Annotated in this window: 16 protein-coding genes; 5 read left to right on the top strand and 11 right to left on the bottom strand. The window is 66.7% G+C overall.

Going from position 1 to position 21,524, the window contains the following annotated elements; all coding sequences use genetic code 11:
• Window positions 1–12 precede the first annotated feature (12 nt).
• The 4 genes from DS837_RS04350 to DS837_RS04335 form a co-directional block, all read right to left on the bottom strand.
• Complete coding sequence (locus tag DS837_RS04350) at window positions 13–1,395, bottom strand: outer membrane protein assembly factor BamB family protein (protein WP_247889754.1); 1,383 nt, start codon at window positions 1,393–1,395, stop codon at window positions 13–15.
• Window positions 1,395–2,039, bottom strand: a complete 645-nt coding sequence (locus tag DS837_RS04345) for a tetratricopeptide repeat protein (RefSeq protein WP_149163565.1) — start codon at window positions 2,037–2,039, stop codon at window positions 1,395–1,397. The genes DS837_RS04350 and DS837_RS04345 overlap by 1 nt, the downstream gene beginning before the upstream one ends.
• A gap of 171 nt (window positions 2,040–2,210) precedes the next feature.
• Entirely contained in the window at window positions 2,211–2,765 is a 555-nt protein-coding gene (locus tag DS837_RS04340; protein ID WP_149163564.1) for a thioredoxin family protein, read from the bottom strand.
• Between the two features lie 195 nt (window positions 2,766–2,960).
• The gene (locus DS837_RS04335) at window positions 2,961–3,608 is read right to left on the bottom strand and encodes a response regulator transcription factor (protein ID WP_114856818.1); all 648 of its coding nucleotides are present in this window, start codon (window positions 3,606–3,608) and stop codon (window positions 2,961–2,963) included.
• A gap of 843 nt (window positions 3,609–4,451) precedes the next feature.
• On the opposite strand from DS837_RS04335, the gene DS837_RS04330 reads away from it, so the two are divergent.
• Window positions 4,452–5,129, top strand: coding sequence for a response regulator transcription factor (locus tag DS837_RS04330; RefSeq protein WP_149163615.1), 678 nt, complete (start codon window positions 4,452–4,454; stop codon window positions 5,127–5,129).
• A gap of 246 nt (window positions 5,130–5,375) precedes the next feature.
• Here DS837_RS04330 and DS837_RS04325 read toward each other — a convergent pair whose 3' ends face one another.
• Entirely contained in the window at window positions 5,376–6,068 is a 693-nt protein-coding gene (locus tag DS837_RS04325) for a LuxR C-terminal-related transcriptional regulator (protein WP_038527688.1), read from the bottom strand.
• A 502-nt stretch (window positions 6,069–6,570) separates the two neighbouring features.
• Between DS837_RS04325 and DS837_RS31960 the strand changes: the two genes are divergently transcribed.
• Window positions 6,571–6,741 carry a hypothetical protein gene (locus DS837_RS31960; RefSeq protein WP_170295725.1) on the top strand — a complete coding sequence of 57 codons (171 nt, stop codon included), beginning with the start codon at window positions 6,571–6,573 and terminating at the stop codon, window positions 6,739–6,741.
• A gap of 109 nt (window positions 6,742–6,850) precedes the next feature.
• Here the strand turns inward: DS837_RS31960 and DS837_RS04320 are convergent, their stop codons facing one another.
• On the bottom strand, window positions 6,851–8,293 hold the full coding sequence (locus DS837_RS04320; RefSeq protein ID WP_247889753.1) for an ATP-binding protein: 1,443 nt from the start codon (window positions 8,291–8,293) through the stop codon (window positions 6,851–6,853).
• 790 nt (window positions 8,294–9,083) lie between these two features.
• Between DS837_RS04320 and DS837_RS04315 the strand changes: the two genes are divergently transcribed.
• A complete protein-coding gene (locus DS837_RS04315) occupies window positions 9,084–11,036 on the top strand; it encodes a potassium transporter Kup (RefSeq protein WP_211102054.1) in 1,953 nt (650 codons plus the stop codon).
• 51 nt (window positions 11,037–11,087) lie between these two features.
• Here the strand turns inward: DS837_RS04315 and DS837_RS04310 are convergent, their stop codons facing one another.
• A complete protein-coding gene (locus tag DS837_RS04310) occupies window positions 11,088–11,906 on the bottom strand; it encodes an ABC transporter substrate-binding protein (RefSeq protein ID WP_149163562.1) in 819 nt (272 codons plus the stop codon).
• A 139-nt stretch (window positions 11,907–12,045) separates the two neighbouring features.
• Here DS837_RS04310 and DS837_RS04305 point away from each other — a divergent pair, with 139 nt between their 5' ends.
• Window positions 12,046–15,606 carry a response regulator gene (locus DS837_RS04305; protein ID WP_247889752.1) on the top strand — a complete coding sequence of 1,187 codons (3,561 nt, stop codon included), beginning with the start codon at window positions 12,046–12,048 and terminating at the stop codon, window positions 15,604–15,606.
• A 50-nt stretch (window positions 15,607–15,656) separates the two neighbouring features.
• On the opposite strand, the gene DS837_RS04300 is transcribed toward DS837_RS04305, so the two are convergent.
• The 4 genes from DS837_RS04300 to cobD all read right to left on the bottom strand — a co-directional run bounded on the left by DS837_RS04300 (window position 15,657) and on the right by cobD (window position 20,525).
• Complete coding sequence (locus tag DS837_RS04300; RefSeq protein WP_149163561.1) at window positions 15,657–16,964, bottom strand: methyl-accepting chemotaxis protein; 1,308 nt, start codon at window positions 16,962–16,964, stop codon at window positions 15,657–15,659.
• Window positions 16,939–17,490, bottom strand: a complete 552-nt coding sequence (locus DS837_RS04295; protein ID WP_149163560.1) for a PAS domain-containing protein — start codon at window positions 17,488–17,490, stop codon at window positions 16,939–16,941. The genes DS837_RS04300 and DS837_RS04295 overlap by 26 nt, the downstream gene beginning before the upstream one ends.
• A gap of 255 nt (window positions 17,491–17,745) precedes the next feature.
• Window positions 17,746–19,347 (bottom strand): sensor domain-containing diguanylate cyclase, encoded by a 1,602-nt coding sequence (locus tag DS837_RS04290; protein ID WP_149163559.1) that lies wholly within the window; start codon window positions 19,345–19,347, stop codon window positions 17,746–17,748.
• A gap of 155 nt (window positions 19,348–19,502) precedes the next feature.
• Window positions 19,503–20,525, bottom strand: coding sequence for a threonine-phosphate decarboxylase CobD (gene cobD, locus DS837_RS04285; protein ID WP_149163558.1), 1,023 nt, complete (start codon window positions 20,523–20,525; stop codon window positions 19,503–19,505).
• A 35-nt stretch (window positions 20,526–20,560) separates the two neighbouring features.
• Here cobD and cbiB point away from each other — a divergent pair, with 35 nt between their 5' ends.
• Window positions 20,561–21,523: an adenosylcobinamide-phosphate synthase CbiB gene (gene cbiB, locus DS837_RS04280; protein ID WP_149163557.1), complete on the top strand. Its 963-nt coding sequence runs from the start codon at window positions 20,561–20,563 to the stop codon at window positions 21,521–21,523.
• Window position 21,524 lies beyond the last annotated feature (1 nt).

The following is a 21,524-nucleotide window of genomic DNA, read 5'->3' as shown; positions in this document are numbered from 1 at the left end:
CAGGGGTGGCGATCAGCGGTACGCCACCAGCGTACCGTTCTCGCCCAGGACATATAGGGTGTTGTTCGCCACGACCGGAGGCAAATAGGTGGAGGCCGGCAGCGAATAGCGGGTCAGAACCTGCCCGTCGCTGGGCGACAGAGCCAGCATCTGGCCGTTCGATCCGGTGACGTAGAGCTTGCCACCGGCCAGGATCGGACCCGACCAGGTGATCGGCCCCTTCTTGTCCTCCGGATCGGTGAACGGCGCGAGCTGCGTGACCCAGCGGGCGTGGCCGGCCTGACGGGTCAGGGCAACCAGCTCCGAATCGTTGGTGATCACGAAGATGTGGTCGCCGGCGAGCCAGGGGGTCTGGGTGCCGCCGATCTCGGCCTCCCACAGGCGGATGCCGATGCGCTCGTCGATGGCGATCATGCGGCCGGAATGGCCGATCGCGTAGACGACGCCGCGGTCGATCACCGGCAGGCCGCGGATGTCGGCGAGGCTGCTCAGGGCGCCGCTGCGGCGGATCGCCGCCAGGCTCTCCTGCCACGCCACGCGCCCGTTCTCCGGGCGCAGGCCGTACAGCTCGCCGGAAGAATAGGGGGCGACGATCAGGGTCGGCGAGGCCGCCGCGCTGACGGCGCCCAGCAGACCCGCCGTCTCCAGGATGCCCTGATGCGACCACTGGACGGTGCCGTCGGAGGCCGACAGGGCGGTGAGTTGGTTGTCCAGCGTCAGGACGAGGACGCGCCCGCCCTCGACCGTCGGCGCGCCGCGGACCGGACCCGGCACGCGCTTGCGCCAAATGATCGAGCCGTTGGCGGGATCGAGTGCCACCACCTCGCCGAAGCCGGTGGCCGCGAAGACGCGCCCGTCGGCGAAGGCGACACCGCCGCCGCTGGCGCCGCCGCGCTCCTTCTCCGGCTTGGTGTCGATCCGCCAGAGCTGGCGCCCGGTGCGCTCGTCGAGAGCGGCGACGTGCGAGTCGGCGTCCATGGCGAAGATGCGCCCGTCGGCGATGACCGGAGTCGCCAGAAGCGAACGGGAGCTGCTCGCCCCCGTGCCGACGTCGCCGCGCCACGCCTCGGCGGGAGTGGCCGACAAGGCGAGGTTGCCGCCGGCGTGCTCCGGCGTGCCGCCGGGCTGCGCCCAGGCCGGGTTGGCGACGGCGGTCGGCAGGGTGACCGGCGTGCCGACCAGCCGCTGGTCGACCTCGACCTTGCGCTCGCGGGTCAGGACGGACACCCGCTCACCCGGCAGGGGCGGATCGGGAGTCTTGCCGAACCACCCGCTGACGGTGTCGCAGCCGCTGAGCAGCACGGCCAGCAGCGGGGCGGAAAGCAGGGCGGTGCGCAGGGAGCGGCGCTTCGCGGTGGGGTGCGCGGTCGGGGCGGCCATGGAAATGCGGGTCATCAGCTCTTGCCGTAGAGGGTGGCGAGATCGGCGGCGCGCGACCGGACGCCGGCCGGAGCCTGCGAGTCGTCGGCCAATTGCTGGAACAGGGTGCGTGCGCGCTCCTTGTCCCCGGAGCGTGCGGCGAGCACGGCGCTCATTTCGCGGGCGGAGAAGCGCCAGGGGTTGACGTCCGCCGTCAGAGGCTGGAGCCGCGCCTGAAGCTGGGCCGGATCGCCGGATTCGAGCTGGTGCATCACCGACAGCAGGGCCGCCAGTTCACGGTAGACCGCGGCGGCGCCGGCGTTGTTGGACAGCGTGTCGTAGACGGTCACGGCCTCCGCCGTCTTGCCCTCGCGGGCCAGCAGGGCGGCAGCGTTCAGCTGCGCCAGCGCGGCCATGCCGGGGTCGGACTTGGCGGCGAAGGCGGCCAGCGCCTCGACGCCCTTGTCCGGCCCCTGGGCGGCCTGCGACAGGGCGGCGGCCAAGGCCGTCGTCTCGCTTTCCTTCTGCGACTGCTGCCAGTTGCGCCAGGCGACCGTGCCGCCCGTCGCGGCGACGACCGCCAACGCGGCCGCCAGCATGATGCCGCCGTAGCGCTTGAAGACGCGCTCCATGCGGTCGCGGCGCAGATCCTCGTCGACTTCGCGGAAAATATCGCTCATGGCTCTACAGCGGCATCCTACGGCACGAAAACCGTTACAGCGGGGATTGCGCCCGCGCGCGGCTGCGGCGGGCGGTTCTGATGGTTCAAAGGGCCGGATAGCATTGGGCGCCGCACGCGGTCAAGGCGCAACGGCGCCCATCCGGGTATTAAGGCCGCGCTTTGGGCGGAATCAGGCGGGATTCCGCCATTTGATGGAGCAGCCCATGCTGGGGATCTGGTCGGTGGGTCCCTGCCCCGTCTGGGCGACGCGGACCATCGCGTGGAACAGCTCGCGCGGGGCGTCGGGGATCGGCTCGCGCTTGGAGGCGTCCAGCCGCCCGCGGTACTGCAGGCAGAGGTCGGCGTTGAAGCCGAAGAAGTCCGGCGTGCAGACCGCGCCGTAGGCCCGCGCCACCTCCTGCGTCTCGTCGATCAGATAGGGGAAGGTGAAGCCGTTCTCCGCCGCGAAGCGCTTCATGTTGTCGAAGCCGTCGTCGGGATAGGCGTCGGTGTCGTTGGACATAATGGCGACGGCGCCGATGCCATGGGCCCGCAGCGCGTCGACCTCCTCGACGATTCGCCCGATCACCGCCTTCACATAAGGGCAATGGTTGCAGATGAACATGACCAGCGTGCCGCTCGGCCCCTGGACATCGGACAGGCTGTAGGTCTTTCCATCGGTTCCCTTCAGGCTGAAATCCTCCGCCTTCCGGCCGAAGTCGCACACCGGGGTTTCCGCCGCCATCGCTGTCTTTCCTCCTTCTGGACCCATGAACGCGCCGCCGGCGCGGATTCGGGCATGAGTATATGAGGTGAGGCGAAAGCCGGAATCGAAAAGGCCGCGGCGGCACCTTGTTCGTGCCTGCTCGCGGCCCTGTCGGTCTCCAACCCGGTTTTCCTTGTTTCCCGCCCTGCCCCGTAACCTTCGGACCTGCCCTCTTTACGAAGCCATGGCGGCGGCGGCGATCACCGCCTGGGTGCGGTTCTTGACGCCCAGCGACTTGAAGATCGCCGTGACGTGGATCTTCACCGTGCCCTCGGACAGACCGAGTTCGTAGGCGATCTGCTTGTTCGACTTGCCCGCCCGCAGGCAATCCAGGACTTCGCGCTGGCGCTGGGTCAGACCGTAGGCGCTGCGGTCCGCGCCGTCCAGGCGACCGCGGCGCGGCGCGGCGTCGGAGGCCGCCGTCGCCGCGGTGAGCGCGCCGGGGGGCACATAGATACCGCCCGAGAAGACGAGGTTCAGCGCGCCCATCATCACCTTGACGCTGCTGGACTTCGGAATGTAGCCGGTGGCCCCGTGGTCGAGCGCGCCGCGAATGTCGTTCAGCGCCTCGGAGGCGGAGATCACCACAACCGGCACGCCCGGCTGCAGACTCTGCACCTCGCGCAGCCCGTCGAAACCCGGCCAGTTCGGCATGTGCAGGTCCATCAGCACAACGTCGAACCCGCCGCCCACGCGGCACTGCTGAAGCACCTCGTCGAACGTGCCCGCCTCGACAAAAATCGCGTCCCCGTGAAGCTGCTCCAGAAGACGGCGCAGGCCTTCACGAAAAAGGAGATGGTCGTCACCGATCAGAATTTTCATGGCCCCGTCCGCCTTCGTTCTATTCCGTTGCTTCGGATCAGCCCTCCCGGACTAACCGGGCCACCCCGTTGGCGATCCAACTACCCTTTCGCCACGTGGCTTGAAGAACTGCTACCACAATCGGAAGAGAGCCAATATCCGGACAAGGGCCATAGGTCATTTGCGGCCCGGGAAGGCCCTCCGATACAGCGAAGGCCGACTGAACAAAACAAGAACTATTACTTTATGGCTATTTCTTTGCACGAAAGAAAGGAGGCCCGCGATTTTCTCCATGTTTGGTTGTTCAGAATGGGAAGGTCGCGATGTCCACCCCGGCAGCATCCGACGCGCGCAAAGGCTCGGCTTCGATGATTAAAATGCGTGAAAACCTATCCCAACGGCGCAACCTACTGCACGGATGGCCAGTCCTTTTCCTGCACGAATGCGCCACCTTGCGGCACACACCTGTACTGGCCTTTCAGCGCAGTCCGTCACAAAAGAGTTATCGCTTGGAGCGACCTGATCACCATTCAGATGCGCTTGACCATCTTGAGTGATCGTCTATCGTTTGATTTACGTGTTACACGCCTAATTTATAAACTGTTTGTCACAGTGTCAAGTTTTTTTCCAGGTTTGATGGATATATGCCTGAAATTCGATGCAGTCTTTAAACGAAACCACTTAAGCGAAGATACAGAGCGCCGACCGATAGAGAGCACGAGACAAGCCTAAAACACAGGCGGCGATAATGCCCGACAAGGGCCTGCCGTGGATGCCTCCTCCAAACAGAGCTGACCCATGCAAATGAACCATGAGTACGCCCAAGAGAAAGCATCGCACTCGACCCGCAACGCGGTGACCCCAATGCACGTCTGCCTGATACTCGACAACAATTCCCTGACCGACACCGTGGTGCAGGCGCTCGACCGGGCCGGTCGCCATCGTGTGACCGTCTTCCACGACATAGCGGAACTGACGCAGAGCACGCTGACGCCCGATGCGATCCTGATCGGCCTTCAGCAGTTCACCGCGCTGCGCGAGAACGAACCGATGGTGTATCTGCGGCTGTCACGCCGGTCGCGGATCGTCGTGGTGCTGTCGTCGCGGGAATTGCTGGACGCCGCACACATCCTGGCCTTCGCCGATGCGTGGGTGTTCGAGGACATCAACGTGGACCGCATCAACGAACTGCTGGATCTGGGGCTGGAGGGGCACTGTCTGATGCCCAAGCAGTTCCTGTCCCGGCTGGGCGTCGATGAGATCCGGCTGACGCTGCTGCCAAGGCTGTCGGAGCCGGAGTTCGAGACCCTGCGCCTGCTTGGCCAGGGTCTGAACAACCGGACGATCGCCAACCAGCTCGATCTGTCCGAGGCGGTCATCAAGTCGATGGTGCGCAGCGTCCTGTCCAAGCTGCACTTCCGCAACAGAACGGAAGCCGGCGTCTTCGCCGCGCGACAGCAGGGCGCGTTGCAGTCCGCCCGGGAAGGGATGGTGCCGCCGCATATGCACGCGGCCCCGGCCCACCGGACCGGCACGTCCTGACGCTTCGTCGGACGCGTTTCATCCCGATCAACCGAAAGAATCCCGGCCACCGTGCCGGGATATTTTCTTTCCGAGCATAGCCTCCGCTGGGATGCCACCAACCGGCCACCAATCGGAATGCAATTCCGACGCTTGCGGCCGCGCCCGGCGACCACGCATGGAAACGCCGGGCCGGCCCGTCATCCGAAATGGGGATGACGGGCCGGCCCGGCGCCTGCACCGGTGGGGATGATCGCGGGAGTGCTATTACTGGTGAGCCGCCGCCGCGGTCACCGCGCCAGCCCCTGCCAACTCTCCGCCAATGCCGTTGTTCAGCGCCCAGATCGCCGCCTGGGTGCGGTTCGAGGCGTTGATCTTGCGCAGCAGGCTCTTCAGATGGACCTTCACCGTCGCTTCGGTGATGTTCAGATGGTTGGCGATCATCTTGTTGCTGTCGCCGTTCAGCAGGCAGCGCAGGATCTGCACCTCCCGTTGGGACAGGCCCTTGCGCGAGACCGGCATGTCGGTGCCGTTCCCGTTCACCCGGCCGGAGATCAGCAACGCGGCGAGATGGGTGGGAAACACCTTCTCGCCCATCATCACGAGGCGCAGGGATTGGGCCAGCGCATCGGACGACAGATCCTTCATCAGATAGCCGTCCGCTCCGGCCTCCAGCGCGTTGGCGAGGCGGCGGGTGCACAGATCGCTGGTCAGGATGACCATGCGCGCATCGGGAAGTTGGGCTCGCAGCCGCCGCATGCCGTCGGCCTCCTCCTCGCCCCCGTTCACCAGATCGAGCAGGATGAGCTGCGGACGCAGGCCGTTCTCCACGGAGTTCAGCGCCTCCCGCAAATTCCCCGCCTCGGCTGCGATCTGGAAGGGTGAATCGTCGAGAAGCCTCTTAAGGCCTTCGCGGAACAGCTTGTTGGAGTCGATCAGAAAAGCACGCACTGGTTCCATTGGTCAGCTCCCGCGATTTTTGGAAAATTGCTCTGACTCCCTGGGCAATCTTGTAGGCTACCAATCACCCGAGGTTTCCCCACCCGTGCCCCACCGATGGCATTGACGTGCCGATATTTTGGATGACCTTACCCCTGTGTCGTGCAATACGGTACCACTCTGTGGGATTAAAAGAAGAACGCTTTAGGCATATGCGCAAAGCTACTTTTAATCATGGATTACTGCGTATCTTTCAAAGTAATCGACATACCCAATCGAATGGATACTTTCCAGTTTTTCTACCACTTTCTCGCACGCCGACGCACGCTTTGGATGCGTGACTGTGATACCCGATTCATATGGGTTGCCGAAAGTTCCCGACCCCAAACGGACAGGAGGCACTCATGCCGAAGAAGCGCATCCACCCCTTGCCGCGCGCGTTCTATGATCGCGGCAGCCACCCCGCCGTAGGTTATAGCACCATGCGGAGGGAGCGGTTCCAACGACGACGGTGCATGGTTCGATGTGGACGATGATCGGCGGTGCAGCCGTCGGCTACCTGCTGCTTCTGGCCCGAAGCGCCTGGAAACAAGGGGAGATGCGCCAGTTCCTGCGCAGCCTTGCCATTGTGGTCGTTCTGTGCGGGCTGGTTGCCGGCACGGTGCTTTTGGCGATTCTGCTCGATTCGCGTTGACCTGCTGGAAACAATCCGCCGGAAAGGGCGAAGCCGGAACGCATGAAGGCCCCTCTCCGCCTGAAGACGGAAAGGGGCCTCCCCGAACCGATCTGCCTTGGATGAAGGGTCAGATCTGGCCGCGCTCGTGGGCCTGCCGCATCAGCACATACTGGCGCATCATCTGATTGCGGAAGCGGTAGCGGGTCCAGCCCGGCTCGACCACCGGAGCCAGCACGCCGCCATACTCCTCGCGGCAGAGCCGCTCCAGAATGCCGAGTGCCTCCTTGGTCGGCGGCGAGCCGCCCGGTCCGGCGAGGTCCTTCGGATCGAAGGTTCCGTAGGCATCCGCCGGGCACAGCGCGCAGGCCAGCAGCACATCCTCCAGTTCGGCGCGGCGTTCGGCAGCCAGCGCACGGGCGTAGGAGTCGACGATGCCGCGCTCCGCCTCCTGGAGGCAGCGGGTAACGGCGTAGGCGAGATCGTCCCGCTCCACCACCGTCGAACCGCGGCTGACGGCGCTGCGGGCGGCGTGCAGGCCAAGAAGCTGGGCGTAGTAAGGCAGGCCGCGGACGAACTCGCAGACGCGGTCCACGGCTTCCGGTGCGAAGGCGATCCCGGCGTTTTCCGCCCCCGCGTTGATGAGGCGGCCGATCTCCACATCGGTCATCAGCGGCAGATGCACCGGCACCAGAGACCGCTGGATCGACGGGTGCTTGCCGAGGAGCTGGTCGAGGTTTTCCGCCACGCCGACCACCAGCAGAGTCACCGGGATCGAGCTGTCGGTCAGGTTCTTGAACAGCTCGGCCAGCTTGTTGCGGAAATCCTCGTCGGTGATGCGGTCATACTCGTCGAGGATCAGCAGCACATGGGTGGCGTGGATGCCGGCCAGCACCTCGTTCAGCTCCGTCACGCTGAAGCCGCCCTCGGGCAGAAGCTCGTTGAAGCTGGTGAAGCTGCGGCGCGAGGCGAAGGGATTGTCGATCCCCGACCGGTAATAGGTGGAGGGAATCTTCTTCAGGAAATGACGGAAGATGTCCTCGAAGCTCAGCTCCGCGCTGCAGGTCAGCTTCAGCGAGAGGTAGCCGGCCTGACCGGCGATCTTCTCGATGGCGTTGGCGACGGAGGTCTTGCCGCGGCCCCGGTCGCCAAACAGGATGACGTGCGCCCGCTCCTCCTCAATGGCGGAGATGATGCGCTTCAGCGTGTCGGTGCGGCCGATGAACAGCGAATTCAACTGCTGCTTGGGCCGCGTCGGTGTGAAGGCCTCGCGCAGCAAACCGTTCAGTTCGGGGGTGAGCCCCTTCAGCATGGCCGGCGCACCGACCGCTCCCGGCCCACGCAACCCGCCGTTCACGGTCATCGTGAAGCGTGGCAGTTCCGTGTCGGCGGACGCCTGGCCGCGCTGGGCGCCCAATCCACCGCCAAGCGGGCTGTTCAACGGATCGTGCCGCAACCCGGATGGGCCGCGCATCGTCTCGCCAAGACCCCCACCAAGACCGCCGCCCTCGGGGCCGCCGACCGGCCGCAGATGCGGCGCCGGACGGCCCGCGAGCGGGCTCTGGGATTGCATCGGCGGATGACCATGAGCCGCATTGCCCGGGGTGGCGCCCGGTCCGGCCGCTCCACCACCCGTGATGCCGCCACCCATGGACATCCGGTCATCCGCATCGGCGGTCGCCCGCCGCTTCCGAAAGAAGTTTCGCATCCGTCCCGATCCCAGAATTCCGCGTTGTCGTCACCAGCCGGCCGCGGCCGGTGGCCTGATCGTCGCGTCCCCTGCCCCGGCCCGGCTGGCCCCGGCTTAGCTGGATGTGGCCGGCCGCTGCGGTGAACGCACTCCGGATGTAAGCGATGCATCGCCAACGGTTGCCTGGGATTTCGGATGATCATCCAGAGGAGGCCCAACCCTTATGGCGACTCCTTTCGGGAGGGGTGGCGCCTCAAAAGCCGGCCGCGTGGCCCAGCAGAGTCCAGACGAACAAGGTGCCGAACAGGGCCGTCAGTCCGGCGAGCTCGCGCAGGAAAACCAGGATCGACATGGCAGTCCTCCTTCATCAGTTGGCGCCGCCGCGCCGGACGGTGTTGACGCGCGGCCACGGCTTCGATGGGGAAACCGTATCAGAACAAAACATGAACTACAAGCTGTGCGTCCCTTCTTTGTTCTGTTCGAGGGCATTGGCCCTGACGCCGGGCGCGAAGGAGCACGCCGCTTTCCCCGGTGTGGCTGGCGGTCCCGTTCCGCCGGAACCATATGGTCTTGTGGTGAGCGGTTGATGTAAGGAGAAGGTTCGCGGCCGAAGCGTTCCGCCCGCAAGGAGGGACCCCCGACACCGGACCGCGATCCGAACGAACGGACCATCATGGACAGCGCCAACCAGCAAACCGGCGACGGATCGAACGGCGCCGCTCCGGCCCCCAACGCCGCTCCCAGTTCCACTCCGCCGGGCCACTCCCCTCAAGCCAACCGCATGCCCGCCCTCGTCCTGGGGGCGCTGGGGGTGGTTTACGGTGACATCGGGACCAGCCCGCTCTACACGATGCGGGAGTCCTTCACCCACACCGGCCTGCCGCTCGACGAGCCGACCATCCTCGGCATCCTGTCGCTGGCGACCTGGGCGCTCATCATCGTCGTGACGCTGAAATACGTCCTGCTCGTCATGCGGGCGGACAACAAGGGCGAGGGCGGCGTTCTGGCCCTGGGCACGCTGGCCCACCGCGGACTCAGCTCCAGGGCAGGCAACCGCGCCATCATGGCGCTGGCGATCCTGGGCATGGCGCTGTTCTACGGCGACAGCCTGATCACCCCGGCCATCTCGGTGCTCAGCGCGGTGGAAGGGCTGAAGGTCGTCACTCCGGCCCTGTCCCCCTACATCGTCCCGATCACGCTGGCGGTGCTGACCCTGCTGTTCCTGTTCCAACGGCAAGGAACCGGGCGGGTCGGCATCTTCTTCGGCCCGATCATGGGAGTCTGGTTCGCCACGTTGGCGGTGCTGGGCCTGATGCAGGTGCTGCACTGGCCGGACGTGCTGCGCGCGTTCAACCCGCTCTACGGCGCGGCGCTCTTCGTCGACCACGGCTGGGTGGCGTTCCTGACGCTGGGCGCCGTGGTCCTGGCGGTCACCGGGGCCGAGGCGCTCTACGCCGACATGGGCCATTTCGGGCGGGCGCCGATCCGCATCGCCTGGCTCTACCTCGTCCTGCCGGCGCTGCTGATGAACTATTTCGGGCAGGGCGCCATGCTGCTGCACGAGCCGGAAACGCTGGAGAATCCCTTCTTCCATCTGGCGCCGGATTGGGCGCAGTTGCCCCTGGTCCTGCTGTCCACCGCAGCCACGGTCATCGCCAGCCAGGCGGTGATCTCCGGCGCCTTCTCGCTGACCCGGCAGGCCGTCCAGCTCGGCTATCTGCCTCGGCGCGAAATCCGCCACACCTCGGAGCACGAGGTCGGTCAGGTCTATATCCCGCGCAACAACTGGCTGCTTCTGATCGGTGTGGTGATCCTGGTGATCGGCTTCGGGTCCAGCAGCAATCTGGCTGCCGCCTACGGCGTGTCGGTGACGGGGGCCATGGCCATCGACACGATCCTGGCCGCGGTGGTGGCATGGCGGCTGTGGCGCTGGAATCCCCTGCTGGTCGTGGCCGCTTTTTCCATCCTGCTGGTGATCGACCTCGCGCTGTTCGGGGCGACCCTGCTGAAGGTGCCGGACGGCGGCTGGTTCCCGCTGCTGATCGCGGCGGCGGTCTACACGCTGATGACCACATGGCGTCGGGGCCGCCGTATCCTGGCCGAGCGGCTCTACGCCGACGCCCTGCCGATGGACCTGTTCCTGCAGCGCGTCTCGCCGCAATCGCCGCAGCGCGTCGCCGGGACGGCCATCTTCATGACCGGAAACCCCGACGTCGTCCCCCACGCCCTTCTGCACAACATCAAGCACAACCGGGTGCTGCACGAGCGGGTGGTCGTCATGACCGTGATCGTGGAGGAGGTGCCCCGCGTTTCCCCGGACCGCGCCGTTATGGTGGAGAAGTTGGGCAAGGGCTTCTTCCGTGTCGTCCTGCGCTTCGGCTATCTGGAGCAGCCGCACATTCCCCGCGCCCTGGAACGGTGCCGTCGCTTCGGGCTGCATCTGGACATGATGGAGACGTCGTTCTTCCTGGGCCGCGAGACGCTGATCCCGTCGCGGTCCACCGGTCTGCCGGGCTGGCGCGAGCCCGCCTTCATCCTTCTGTCGAAGACGGCCCTGTCGGCGACGGAATTCTTCTGCATTCCGCCCGGCCGCGTGGTGGAACTGGGCACGCAGGTCGAGATTTGATGGTCTCGAGATTTGATGGTCTCGAGATTTGATGGTCTCGAGATCTGACGGTCAATCCCGCGCCACGATGGGGGTCAGGCGGAATCGGGCGGCGGCGGCCTCCAGGCGCCCGTCGCGCTTGACCGCTTCGACGAAGCGGTTCACCCGGTCCAACCACAGCGGGTCCCCCGGCGCCACGGCGTAGGCGTAGGGCGTGGTTTGGACCGGATTTTCCGGCGCGATCAGGTGTGCCCACCGGTGGAAGGCGAGCATCCGCTGGCCATAGGGGTAATCGGTGAGAAAGGCGTCGGCGCGCCCGGACTGGACCTCGTCCTCCCGCTCCAAAGGTCCCGACACGATGCGGACGCTGGCCTTGCGGAAGAATTGGCTGGCGTAGTCGTCCATGACGGTGCCTTTCTGAACCGCCACCACCATGCCGTCCTGGTCCAGGTCGTCCCACCGCAGGATGCGCGGGTGCGTCTGGGAGGAAACGGCGTAGATGCCGCTGCGCAGGTAGGGCCGGCTGAAAGCTATCTTCTCGGCGCGGGCCGCGGTGACGCCGATGCCGAACATGCCGATGTCGCACCGGTCGCCCAGCAGATCGGCGACGAAGCTCGGGAAGCCGCTTTCCACGAAACTCACCCGTGCGCCAAGATCGTGGGCGAAGGCCCGCGCCATGTCGATGTCCAGGCCCTGGAGTTCCCCACTGTAAAGATTGCGGAATGAGATGGCGTAATAATCAGGCCAGATGCACACACGCAGCAGCCCGGTGCGTTGCACCCGGTCAAGCCGGCCTTCCGCCCGGACCGGCGCCGCTCCGGACACCAGGAACACCGACTGGAGCGCCGCATGAAGCGCAAGCGCCGTCAGGGCGATGGAAAGACGCCGCACGGACTCGCACCCCCAGAACCGCCACCAGAATCGCGGCAGGATAGCACTGTGCGCCTGTGAAGCACAGCGCATGCTTGCGATTCGCCCGCCCACTGTTAAGATTCGCAAAACATCAGCACACCGCACGGAGCCGCGCGTGATGGCCAAGCTTGCCCTGTTCCAGCATCGGGGCGCCCTTCTCGCGTTGGCCTTCTTATCGGTGATGGCCCTTGTGTTCGAGGTCGCCTACGACGTCCACGCCGACCGCGCCCTGGCGCTGAGGAAGGCGGCGGAGAACATCGACGATTTGGCGAGCGCCCTGGAAGCCTCCGTCAGTCGGACGGTCCAGGCGGTCGATATCACTCTGGCCTCGGTGGGCGAGGCGATCAGCGACAGCAATCTGCTGCGCGGCCAGCCGACGGAAGGCCAGGAAAGGTCACCGTCTCCGCTGCTTCAGGAGCGGCTGCGGCGGTCGCCGCACCTTCGCGGCCTTTCGGTGCTCGACCGGCGGGGCGTTCTGGTGGCGACCACGGAGGACCAGAACCTGCTCGGCTCCTCCTTCGCGGAGCTGGATCTGTTTCGCACCCAGCTGTCCGGACAGAGCAACGGCCTCTATGTCGGTCCCCCGGTGCGCGGACGGTTCCTGACGCCGACCGGCCTTGCGGACGACCGGTCCGGCAAATGGGTTCTGCCAATGAGCCGGGCGATCCGTGGAGCGGATGGGACGCTTCTCGGCGTCGCCGTCGCCTCGGTCAATCCCGAATATCTGCAAAGCATCTTCCGTGCGGTGCGCAACGGGCTGCACGGCACGGCGTCGCTCTATCGACGGGATGGCTTGCTCCTGACCCGGCTTCCGCAGGATGGGACGGACGGCATCGGCACGCAAATGGCGGGGATGGACCTGTTCCGCCTCCATCTTCCCGCGTCCGAGGGCGGGGTGTTCCACGAGACCGCCCCGGACGGTGAGGCGCGCATCACCGCCTATCGCGCCACGCCGCTCTGGCCGCTGGTTCTGGCGATCAGCCGCAGCGAGGACGAGGAACTGGCGGGCTGGTGGACCAACCAGCTGGAGATCGCCGGGGTCGCACTGGGGGCCAGCCTGGTCATCCTGCTGTTTGCCACCGCGCTGATCCTTCTACGCCGCAAGGACGCCCAGTTGGAGGACGGCAACGCCCGTTTCAACGCGCTTCTGGAAACCGCCGTGGAGGGCATCCTGACGGCGCGGTCGGATGGCGTGATCGAAACCGCGAACACCGCGGCCCACCGCGTCTTCGGCTACCCGCCCGGCGGCCTGATCGGGCGTCACGTGCAGGAACTGATGGAGCCGCAGCACCACATGGCTCACAGCCGCATCATCGAGGCCATCGCTGCGGGCGCTCGGCCGATCGGCCCGAACTTCACGCGGGAGGTGAACGGATTGCGGATGGATGGGGAGGTGATCCCTCTCGACCTCTCCCTCGCCGAGGTGCAGACGCAGAAAGGGATTCTCTTTGCCGCCTTCTTCCGTGACCTGTCGGAACGCAAGCGGGTCGAGCGGGCGCTGACCGAGGCGAAGGAGAAGGCGGAGGCCGGGCAGCGCAGCAAGATGGAATTCCTGGCGACCATGAGCCACGAGATCCGGACGCCGATGAACGGGGTGATCGGCATGGCCGGACTTCTCCAGGAAACCGATCTGGACGAGGAGCAGCGCGGCTATGCCGACACCATCCGCGACTCCGCGGAATCGCTGCTGACCATCATCAACGACATTCTGGACTTCTCCAAGATCGATGCCGGTCGCCTCACCTTGGAGGTGTCCGACTTCGAAGCCGTGCCGCTGGTGGAAAGCGTGGTGGAACTGCTGGCTCCGCGCGCGGCCGCGAAGGGCCTGGAACTGGCCAGCTACGTCCCACCGGCCCTGCACGGTCCGCTGCGCGGCGATCCCGGACGGCTGCGCCAGATCCTCATCAACCTTGCCGGCAACGCGGTCAAGTTCACCGATCAGGGCAGCGTGACCATCGTTCTGTCGGTGGAGCAGAACACTGTCACCGACGAGGCTGAAGACGGACCGCAACCGCTTGAATCCGTGGTCCCAGCCCAGCAGGATAAGCCGGTGACCATCCGTTTCGAGGTGAGGGACACCGGAATCGGCATCGCCGCGGCGGACCAAAAGCGTCTTTTCACAATGTTCAGTCAGGTGGACGGGTCATCGGCACGGCGCCACGGTGGGACGGGGCTGGGCCTCGCCATCTGCAAGCGCCTCGCGGAGCTGATGGGCGGGCGGATTGGGGTTCACAGCATGCCTGGCGAGGGCAGCGTCTTCTGGGTCGTCATTCCGTTGTGGCGCGGCACGCCGACGGGTGCCGCATCCACGCCGCAAGCCTCGGGAACCTGGGCCGGACGGCGGATTCTTCTGGTGGACGATCTGGCGATGAACCGCGACCTGCTGGCCCGCCAACTCGCCGCGATGGGGCTGGAAACCGAATCCGCCGCCACGGGCGAGGATGCCCTGCACCGGCTTCTGGCGGCGCACGCCACCGGCCGACCGTTCGATGCCGCCATCCTCGATCATTGCATGCCGGGCCTGACCGGTCCGGAACTGGCGGCCCGCATCCGTGCCGTACCGGCTTTGGCCGACTTGCCGCTCGCGCTGGCCACCTCCCACAGGATCGGCGAGATGGAGGGAGAGACCGCCGGCATCGACGTGCGGATCGCCAAACCCGTGCGCTCGACGGTGCTCCGCGCGGCGATTTCGAACCTGTTCACCGCCCCGGCGTCCAGGGTTTCGCCGCCGGATACGCTTCCCACCGGCAGGCCGGGCGGTTCATCGCCACCGGCATCTCCATCGACATCTCCATCGACATCTCCACCGGGCGGGCCGCTGCTCACCCCGACACCGTCCAGCATCCCCTCGACCGGCACCGCCCGCCGCCGCATCCTGGTGGCGGAGGACAACCCGGTGAATCTTCAGGTGACGCTGGCCTTGCTGCGCCGGGACGGCCATGCGGTCGATTCCGTGTCGAACGGGCTGGAGGCGGTCAACGCCGTCGCCGCCCTGCCCTACGACCTCGTCCTGATGGACGTGCAGATGCCGGAGATGGACGGTCTGGCCGCGACCCGGGCCATCCGCCGGATGGGCGGGGCGGCCGCCCGCATTCCCATCGTCGCCATGACCGCCAACGCCATGGAGGGGGATCAAGCCACCTGTCTGGCTGCGGGAATGGACGATTACCTGCCGAAGCCCATCGCGGCGGACCAGCTCTTGCGGACCGTCGCGCGATGGAGCGGCTTTCCGAAGGGGAGTGGCCCCGATCGGCGGGAACCGCCTCCGGAGTCTGAAATCCCGCCGCCGCGGATCGACCACGCCAAGCGCAAGGACCTGCGCGACGCTCTCGGCGATGAAGGGTTTGGCCTGTTGATGGACACCTTCGTCCGCGAGACGCCGGCCCATCTCGACCGGCTGCGGCGTGGCGCTCAAGACGGCGACTTTCTGGTCGTGGAGCGCGAGGCCCATATCCTAAAGGGTGCCGCGGGCAATGTCGGCTTCGCGTGGGCCTCCGCACTGGCCGGCGGACTCGTGGCGGCGGCCCGCCGCAGGGATGCCGCCGGCATTGGCCGGGATCGCATCCAGGCGTTGGATGCCGCTCTCAAGGACGCCGAGCAGGCCTGCACCCTGGCGAACGACATGCCGGTCGGGCTGGAGATGACGGGTCCGCCGATGGACACATCCAGGGAACGGTAGGCACGCCCGGAACCATCCTCACGCCGTAGCGGGACGGCCGTCGCCGATCGTCAACACTGACCGCCGCAAACGCGCGCGACAAAATTGTCGATGTCGCCGTTCAGCGTCACGGCGCGGCGCGCCAGCTCGCCGGCGGAGGATAGCACTTGGCTGGCGGCGGCACTGGCGTCCTGCGCACCGGAAGACACGCTGGTCACCGCGTCGGCGACGGTGCGCACGCCGGCTGATGCCTCGCGGATGGAGCGGCTGATCTCATCGATCGCCGCGCTCTGCTGTTCGGCGGCGCCGGCGATGCCCACGGCGATCTCGTCGATGTCGTGGATCATGCCGCCGACATGCTGGATCACCGCTGCCGTGTCGCGGGTCACCGACTGGACCTGGGCGATCTGGGCGGCGATGTCCTCGGTCGCCTTGGCGGTCTGGTTGGCGAGGTTCTTCACTTCCGTCGCCACCACGGCAAACCCCTTCCCGGCCTCCCCGGCCCGCGCCGCCTCGATGGTCGCGTTGAGGGCCAGCAGGTTGGTCTGGCTGGCGATGTCGTTGATGAGCTGAACGACCGCGCCGATCTGGTCGGAGGCGGCCAGAAGCGACCGGATGGTGGCGTCCGCCTCCCGCACCTTCTGCACCGAGCTGCGGGCGAGATCGGCGGTGCGGGACACGCCCTGGGCCACCTCGCCGATGGCGCCGGACACCTCCCCGGTCGCCGCGGCCACGCCGTCCACATTCGAGGATACCTGCTCCGCCGCGGAGGCCGCGGAGAAGGATTGCTCGCTGGCCGTGGCGGCGGTTGCCGTCATGGCGGTGGAGGACGCTTCAAGCTGGGCGGCGCTGGCCGACAGGCTCTGCGCCACCTCCCTGATGTTGGCGCCGATGCGGGTGGCGCTCTCGATGAACTCGCGGCTCTTGCCGTCCATGGCCGCCAGCCCGTCGTTGATCTGGCGGGCATAGGCGCCGAACTCCCCGACCATGCCGGTCATCACGATGCGCCGGTAATATTGCCCCTCCGCCGCGTGCTGCATGGCGGCGTTGGCCTCTTTCCCGAAGGACTCGACGCGGTCCAGCAGACGGTTGATGGTCCGCAGCATGTCCGCGATCGGGCTGTCCCCCTGGATGTTCAGGATGCGCGGCTGAAGATCCCCCTTCTCCGCCGCCGCGATGACCGTGCTGGCCTTTCGGATGGTCCGGTTGGTGAGCGCCAGCCAGCGGATCGCGGCAAGACAAGGCAGAACCGCCAGCAGCCCAAGCGCGGCGACGACGGTGTCGCCGGCCATGAAACCGTACCCCGCCTGTGCCCCCGACAGCAGGGCGGCCGAAGCGGCGGCGGCGAGCGATTTAGAGACTGAAGACAAACTCGTCATAGCTCGTGCCCTTGTCGCGCAGAAGTTTTTCCAGCATGGCACCGGAGGCCGCCATGGCCGCGTTCCGGTCGGCGTGCCGCGCCTCTTCCGCCCGCAACGCGGCGTAGAGGCCCGCCGCCGCGTCAACCGCGGGGCGTGTCGGCACGCGCCGGCTCGAATGGTAGCCGGTGATGGTCCGCCCGTTTCCGCTGTCCGGAGTGCCGAAAACCGGCGTGACGTGGGCGAACACCCAGTAATGGTCTCCGTCCTTCGCCCGATTGACGACATAGGCGAAGATTTCGCTTCCGGCCTCGATGCGGGTCCACAGCAGCTTGTAGACGCAGCGCGGCATGTCCGGATGGCGGACGATGTTGTGCGGTCGCCCCAGCAATTCCGATTCACCGTAGCCGCTGACGCGCAGGAACACGTCGTTGGCGTAGGAAATGCGTCCCTTGAGATCCGTCTTGGAGACGATGATCTCGTCAGGGTGAAAGGTTCGTTCCCGTCCGGTCAGGGTATCGTGTGTGCTTCTTATGCCGACCGCCATGACCGTCCGCCTTTCAAACACGCGACAAACAGGCCACCAACTCGACCGTTGGTAATACCTTTTGTTGATCGACTCATAGCGTACGTAATAATCGGTTGGCTTTAAAAACGGACGGCGATGGGCTGCGGCAAATTGTACCACATGCGTCGCGCGTATAAGGGGTTGAAACAAAACGCACAACATTGAGTCAAAGGCGAAAACGAAGCCGCCTTTATGGGCGGAATCGTGCCGATTCTCTCTCTCTAGAATGGCGGATCACATGCCCGGTTCGTAAACGACGACTCGGTTTCGCCCTTCGCGCTTGGCCCGGTAGAGGGCAAGGTCGGCCCGGTGGATCGCCTTTTCGAGCGTATCGTAGGCACCGTCCAGCGCGGAGATGCCGATGCTGCTGGTCAAATGGAACCGGCCTTCGGGTCCCGGAATCGCCATGCGGGACAGGTGGCGGCGCACTCGTTCCGCCACCACGCGGGATTCCTCCGCGGTGGCGCCGGGAAGAACCACCACGAACTCTTCGCCGCCCAACCGGCCGAGAATATCGTACTCGCGCAGAATGGCCTGACAGCCGCCGGCCACCATGCGCAGGGCGTCGTCGCCGGTGGCGTGGCCGTAGCTGTCGTTGATGCGCTTGAAATGGTCCACGTCCAGCACGAAGACCGACATCGGCTCGCTGAAGCGGTGGGCGCGGGCCAGCTGCGAGCGCGCCAACTCCATGAAGGAACGCCGGTTGTAAATTCCCGTCAGCGGATCGCGGGACGCCATGTCCCGCAGCGCCTCCTCCATGTTCCGGCGGTCGGTGTAGTCGTAGATCCAGGCGAGATTCACCTGAACGCCCTGGATCACCGCTTGGTTGACCGTGAACAGCGTCCAGAAGGACGACCCGTCGGCCCGGCGGAACTGCACCTCCATGTTGGTCACCGACCCGAAGGAGCGCAGGCGATCGATCACCCGCTCGCGCTGGTGCCGGTCCAGGTAATAGTCGCGGGCCTGCCGGCCGATCAGATCCTCGCGCTTCAGACCGATCAGTTCGGCGAAGCGGGTGTTGACGAAGATGATCTTGCCGTCGTCGCGGCGCGACACCGACACGCCGATCGGGCTCTGCTCCAGGATGGCCTGGAGCCGCTCCTCGCTGGGCAACCCCTCGGTCAGGTCGTGGATCACGCCGACGATGCCGCCCAGGTTCCCGGTGCTGTCGCAGAAGACGGCCTTGGTCAGGCTGGACAGGCGGGTGGTGCCGCCGACGAAGGGAACCGCCTCCTCGTAGCTGCGCTGGCCCCAGTTGACGGTCAGCTCGTGATCCTGGTCGGCGTGCGCCTTGGCGATGCGCGGGTCCATCACGGCAAAGGCGGTCTTGGCGACGATGCTCCGACGCTCAAGTCCGGTGTAGCGCTCGAAGGCGTCGTTGCAGTCCGTGTACTCACCGGCCGCGTTCTTCACGAAAACGGGAACCGGCAGCGTCTCGAACAGCACCTCCTTCATCAGGAGCTGGTCGCGCAGCGCGGCTTGCGCCTGCCGGTGGTGGGTGACGTCGGTGTAGACCCGCAGCGACTGCCGCTCACCCAGCGGACCTGCGAGGGGACCGACCGACTCCGCCACCCACACGATTCCGCCATCCTGGCAGCGCAACCGCCGCTCGCCCGGCGCGTCCGGCGGTGTCGGGAGGAAGGCATCCTCCGGCTCCAGCGCCGTCAAGCCGAGGCCGGTCAGGCCGCCGGGAGCATAGCGCAGCAAACCGTGCAGGGCGGGGTTGGCGTACAGAATGGTCCCTGTGTCCGTGGTGACGCAGACCCCCGTCGGCAGCGTGTCGAACACACGCCACAGCGCAACACGGCTTTCCTCCGCATCCCCAGAAGGACTCATTGTACCGACCGAATCCAGCGTGGCCCCCACAGCGTCATGGAAGTTTCTTGCGCCACGATAAGGCAAACCAGGAGTACGTTAGCCCATGCGCCTTTTTGCCCCTGTGTGCCATCTTGTCGCGCTATGGTGGTGATCGCCTATCTTGAGCACAAAATCTATCGGATTTTGAACATTTCGCATGCAGCCGTCACACGGTCTTCGGCTGCCCTGTCCGCCGGCAATCCCAGCCTCAGCCAATCCTGCCGATAGTCGAACCGGCGCACCAGCACCCCGGCCCGGCCCAACGCGTTGTAAAGCCCGGCAGCCTGGGAATCGTCAATGAGACGAAAGAGCGATGTCCCTCCGGCGACGCTCAACCCCACGCCCGCCAACCGGGCGTCGAAGCGGGCCGCCGCGTCGGCCAGACGGCGCCGGGTGGCGGCGATCCATGCCGAATCCGACAAGGCCGCGGTGGCGACGGCCAGCGCCGGACCAGACACCGCCCAAGGTCCCATGGCCGTGCGCAAGGCCCCCACCAGCGCCGGTTCGCCGAGCAGAAAGCCGAGCCGCACCCCAGCCAGCCCGAAGAACTTGCCGAAGGAGCGCAGAATGACCAGCCCGGCGCGCCCGGCCTCCGCCGCCACGCTGCACTCCGGGGCGACCTCGGCGAAGGCTTCGTCCACCACCAGCCAGCCGCCGCGAGCCGCCTGCCGCTCCGCCAGGGCCAGCAGGGTTTCCGGCGGAACGATGCGTCCATCCGGGTTGTTCGGATTCACGACGACCATCACGTCGGCGCCGCAGGCTTCCAGCGACTCCACCGCCGTCACGCGATGACCAGCCACAGCCCAGCCCGCGGCGTGCTCGGCGTAGGTCGGCCCCAGGACGGCAACCGTTCCCAGGGGTCGCAACCGCGGCAGGAGTTGAATCAGCGCCTGGGAACCGCCCGCGGCCGTGACATGGTCTGGCGACGGCGCTCCATAACAAATGGCCGCAGCCTCGCGCAGCGCCGTTTCAGCGGAGCGGCCCGGCAGCCGCGTCCAGGCCTCGGCCGGGATGGCGGGAAGCGGATAGGGCCAGGGGTTGATACCCGTGGACAGGTCCACCCACGGTTCCGGAGCCCCCGGAAAGGCCGCCCGCGCAGCGTCGAGGTCTCCGCCATGGATGATCCTCTTGGACCCCGCCGCCGATTCCGCCATCATCCCGCCCCTTCCCTTCCCCCAGAGGATTCGATCCCGTGGAGCTTCATCCGTCCGTGCTCGCCGCCGCTCTCCTCATCGAGGCCGCCGTCGGCTATCCGGACGCACTCTACGCACAAATCCGTCACCCAGTGGTGTGGATCGGGGCGCTTATCGCCCAGCTTGACCGCGCGCTCAACCGGGAGCGTGATTCTTTTGCCATCCGCAAGGCGGCGGGGGTGCTGGCTCTGCTCGTCCTGCTGCTGGTGGTGGGTGGCGCGGCGTCGGCGGTGGCCGGGCTGTGCCGGCATCTGCCGCTCGGCGGCCTCCTTGAAGCGGCGCTGGCCTCCACTCTGCTGGCGCAGCGCAGCCTGCACGACCATGTCGCCGCGGTCGCCGCCGCCTTCCGCGACGGCGGGCTGGAGGCGGCGCGCGGCGCCGTGTCGCGCATCGTCGGCCGCAACCCGGCCACCCTGGACGAGCATGGGGTAAGCCGCGCCGCCATCGAAAGCCTGTCGGAAAATTTCTCGGACGGGGTCGTCGCTCCGGCCTTCTGGTTGCTGGTCGGCGGGCTGCCGGGAATCGCGCTCTACAAGGCGATCAACACCGCGGACAGCATGATCGGACACCGCACGCCCCAGCACGAGGCGTTCGGCTGGGCCGCGGCGCGGCTGGACGATCTGGTCAACCTGCCCGGCTCCCGCCTGTCGGCGCTGCTGATCTGGGTGGCGGCCCGCTTCACCGAGGGTGCCGACGCCGCCGAGTCCTGGCGGTCGGTGCGGCGCGACGCCCACCGCCACCGCTCGCCCAACGCCGGCTGGCCGGAGGCGGCGATGGCCGGGGCGCTCGACCTCCGGCTCGGCGGGCCGCGGGTCTATGGCGAGGTGCGGATCGAGGACGCCTGGATGGGGCCCGGCCGCACCGCCGCCACCGCGCAGGACATCACCCGCGCCCTTCACCTCTACCGGCGCGCCTGCATCGCCCTGGTGGCCGGCGCGCTGCTGCTGGCGCTCACTCTCTGAG

It is taken from the genome of Azospirillum brasilense (assembly GCF_008365405.1).
Taxonomy (GTDB): Bacteria; Pseudomonadota; Alphaproteobacteria; order Azospirillales; family Azospirillaceae; genus Azospirillum; species Azospirillum brasilense_D.
This window is presented reverse-complemented; position numbering and strand designations above follow the sequence as displayed.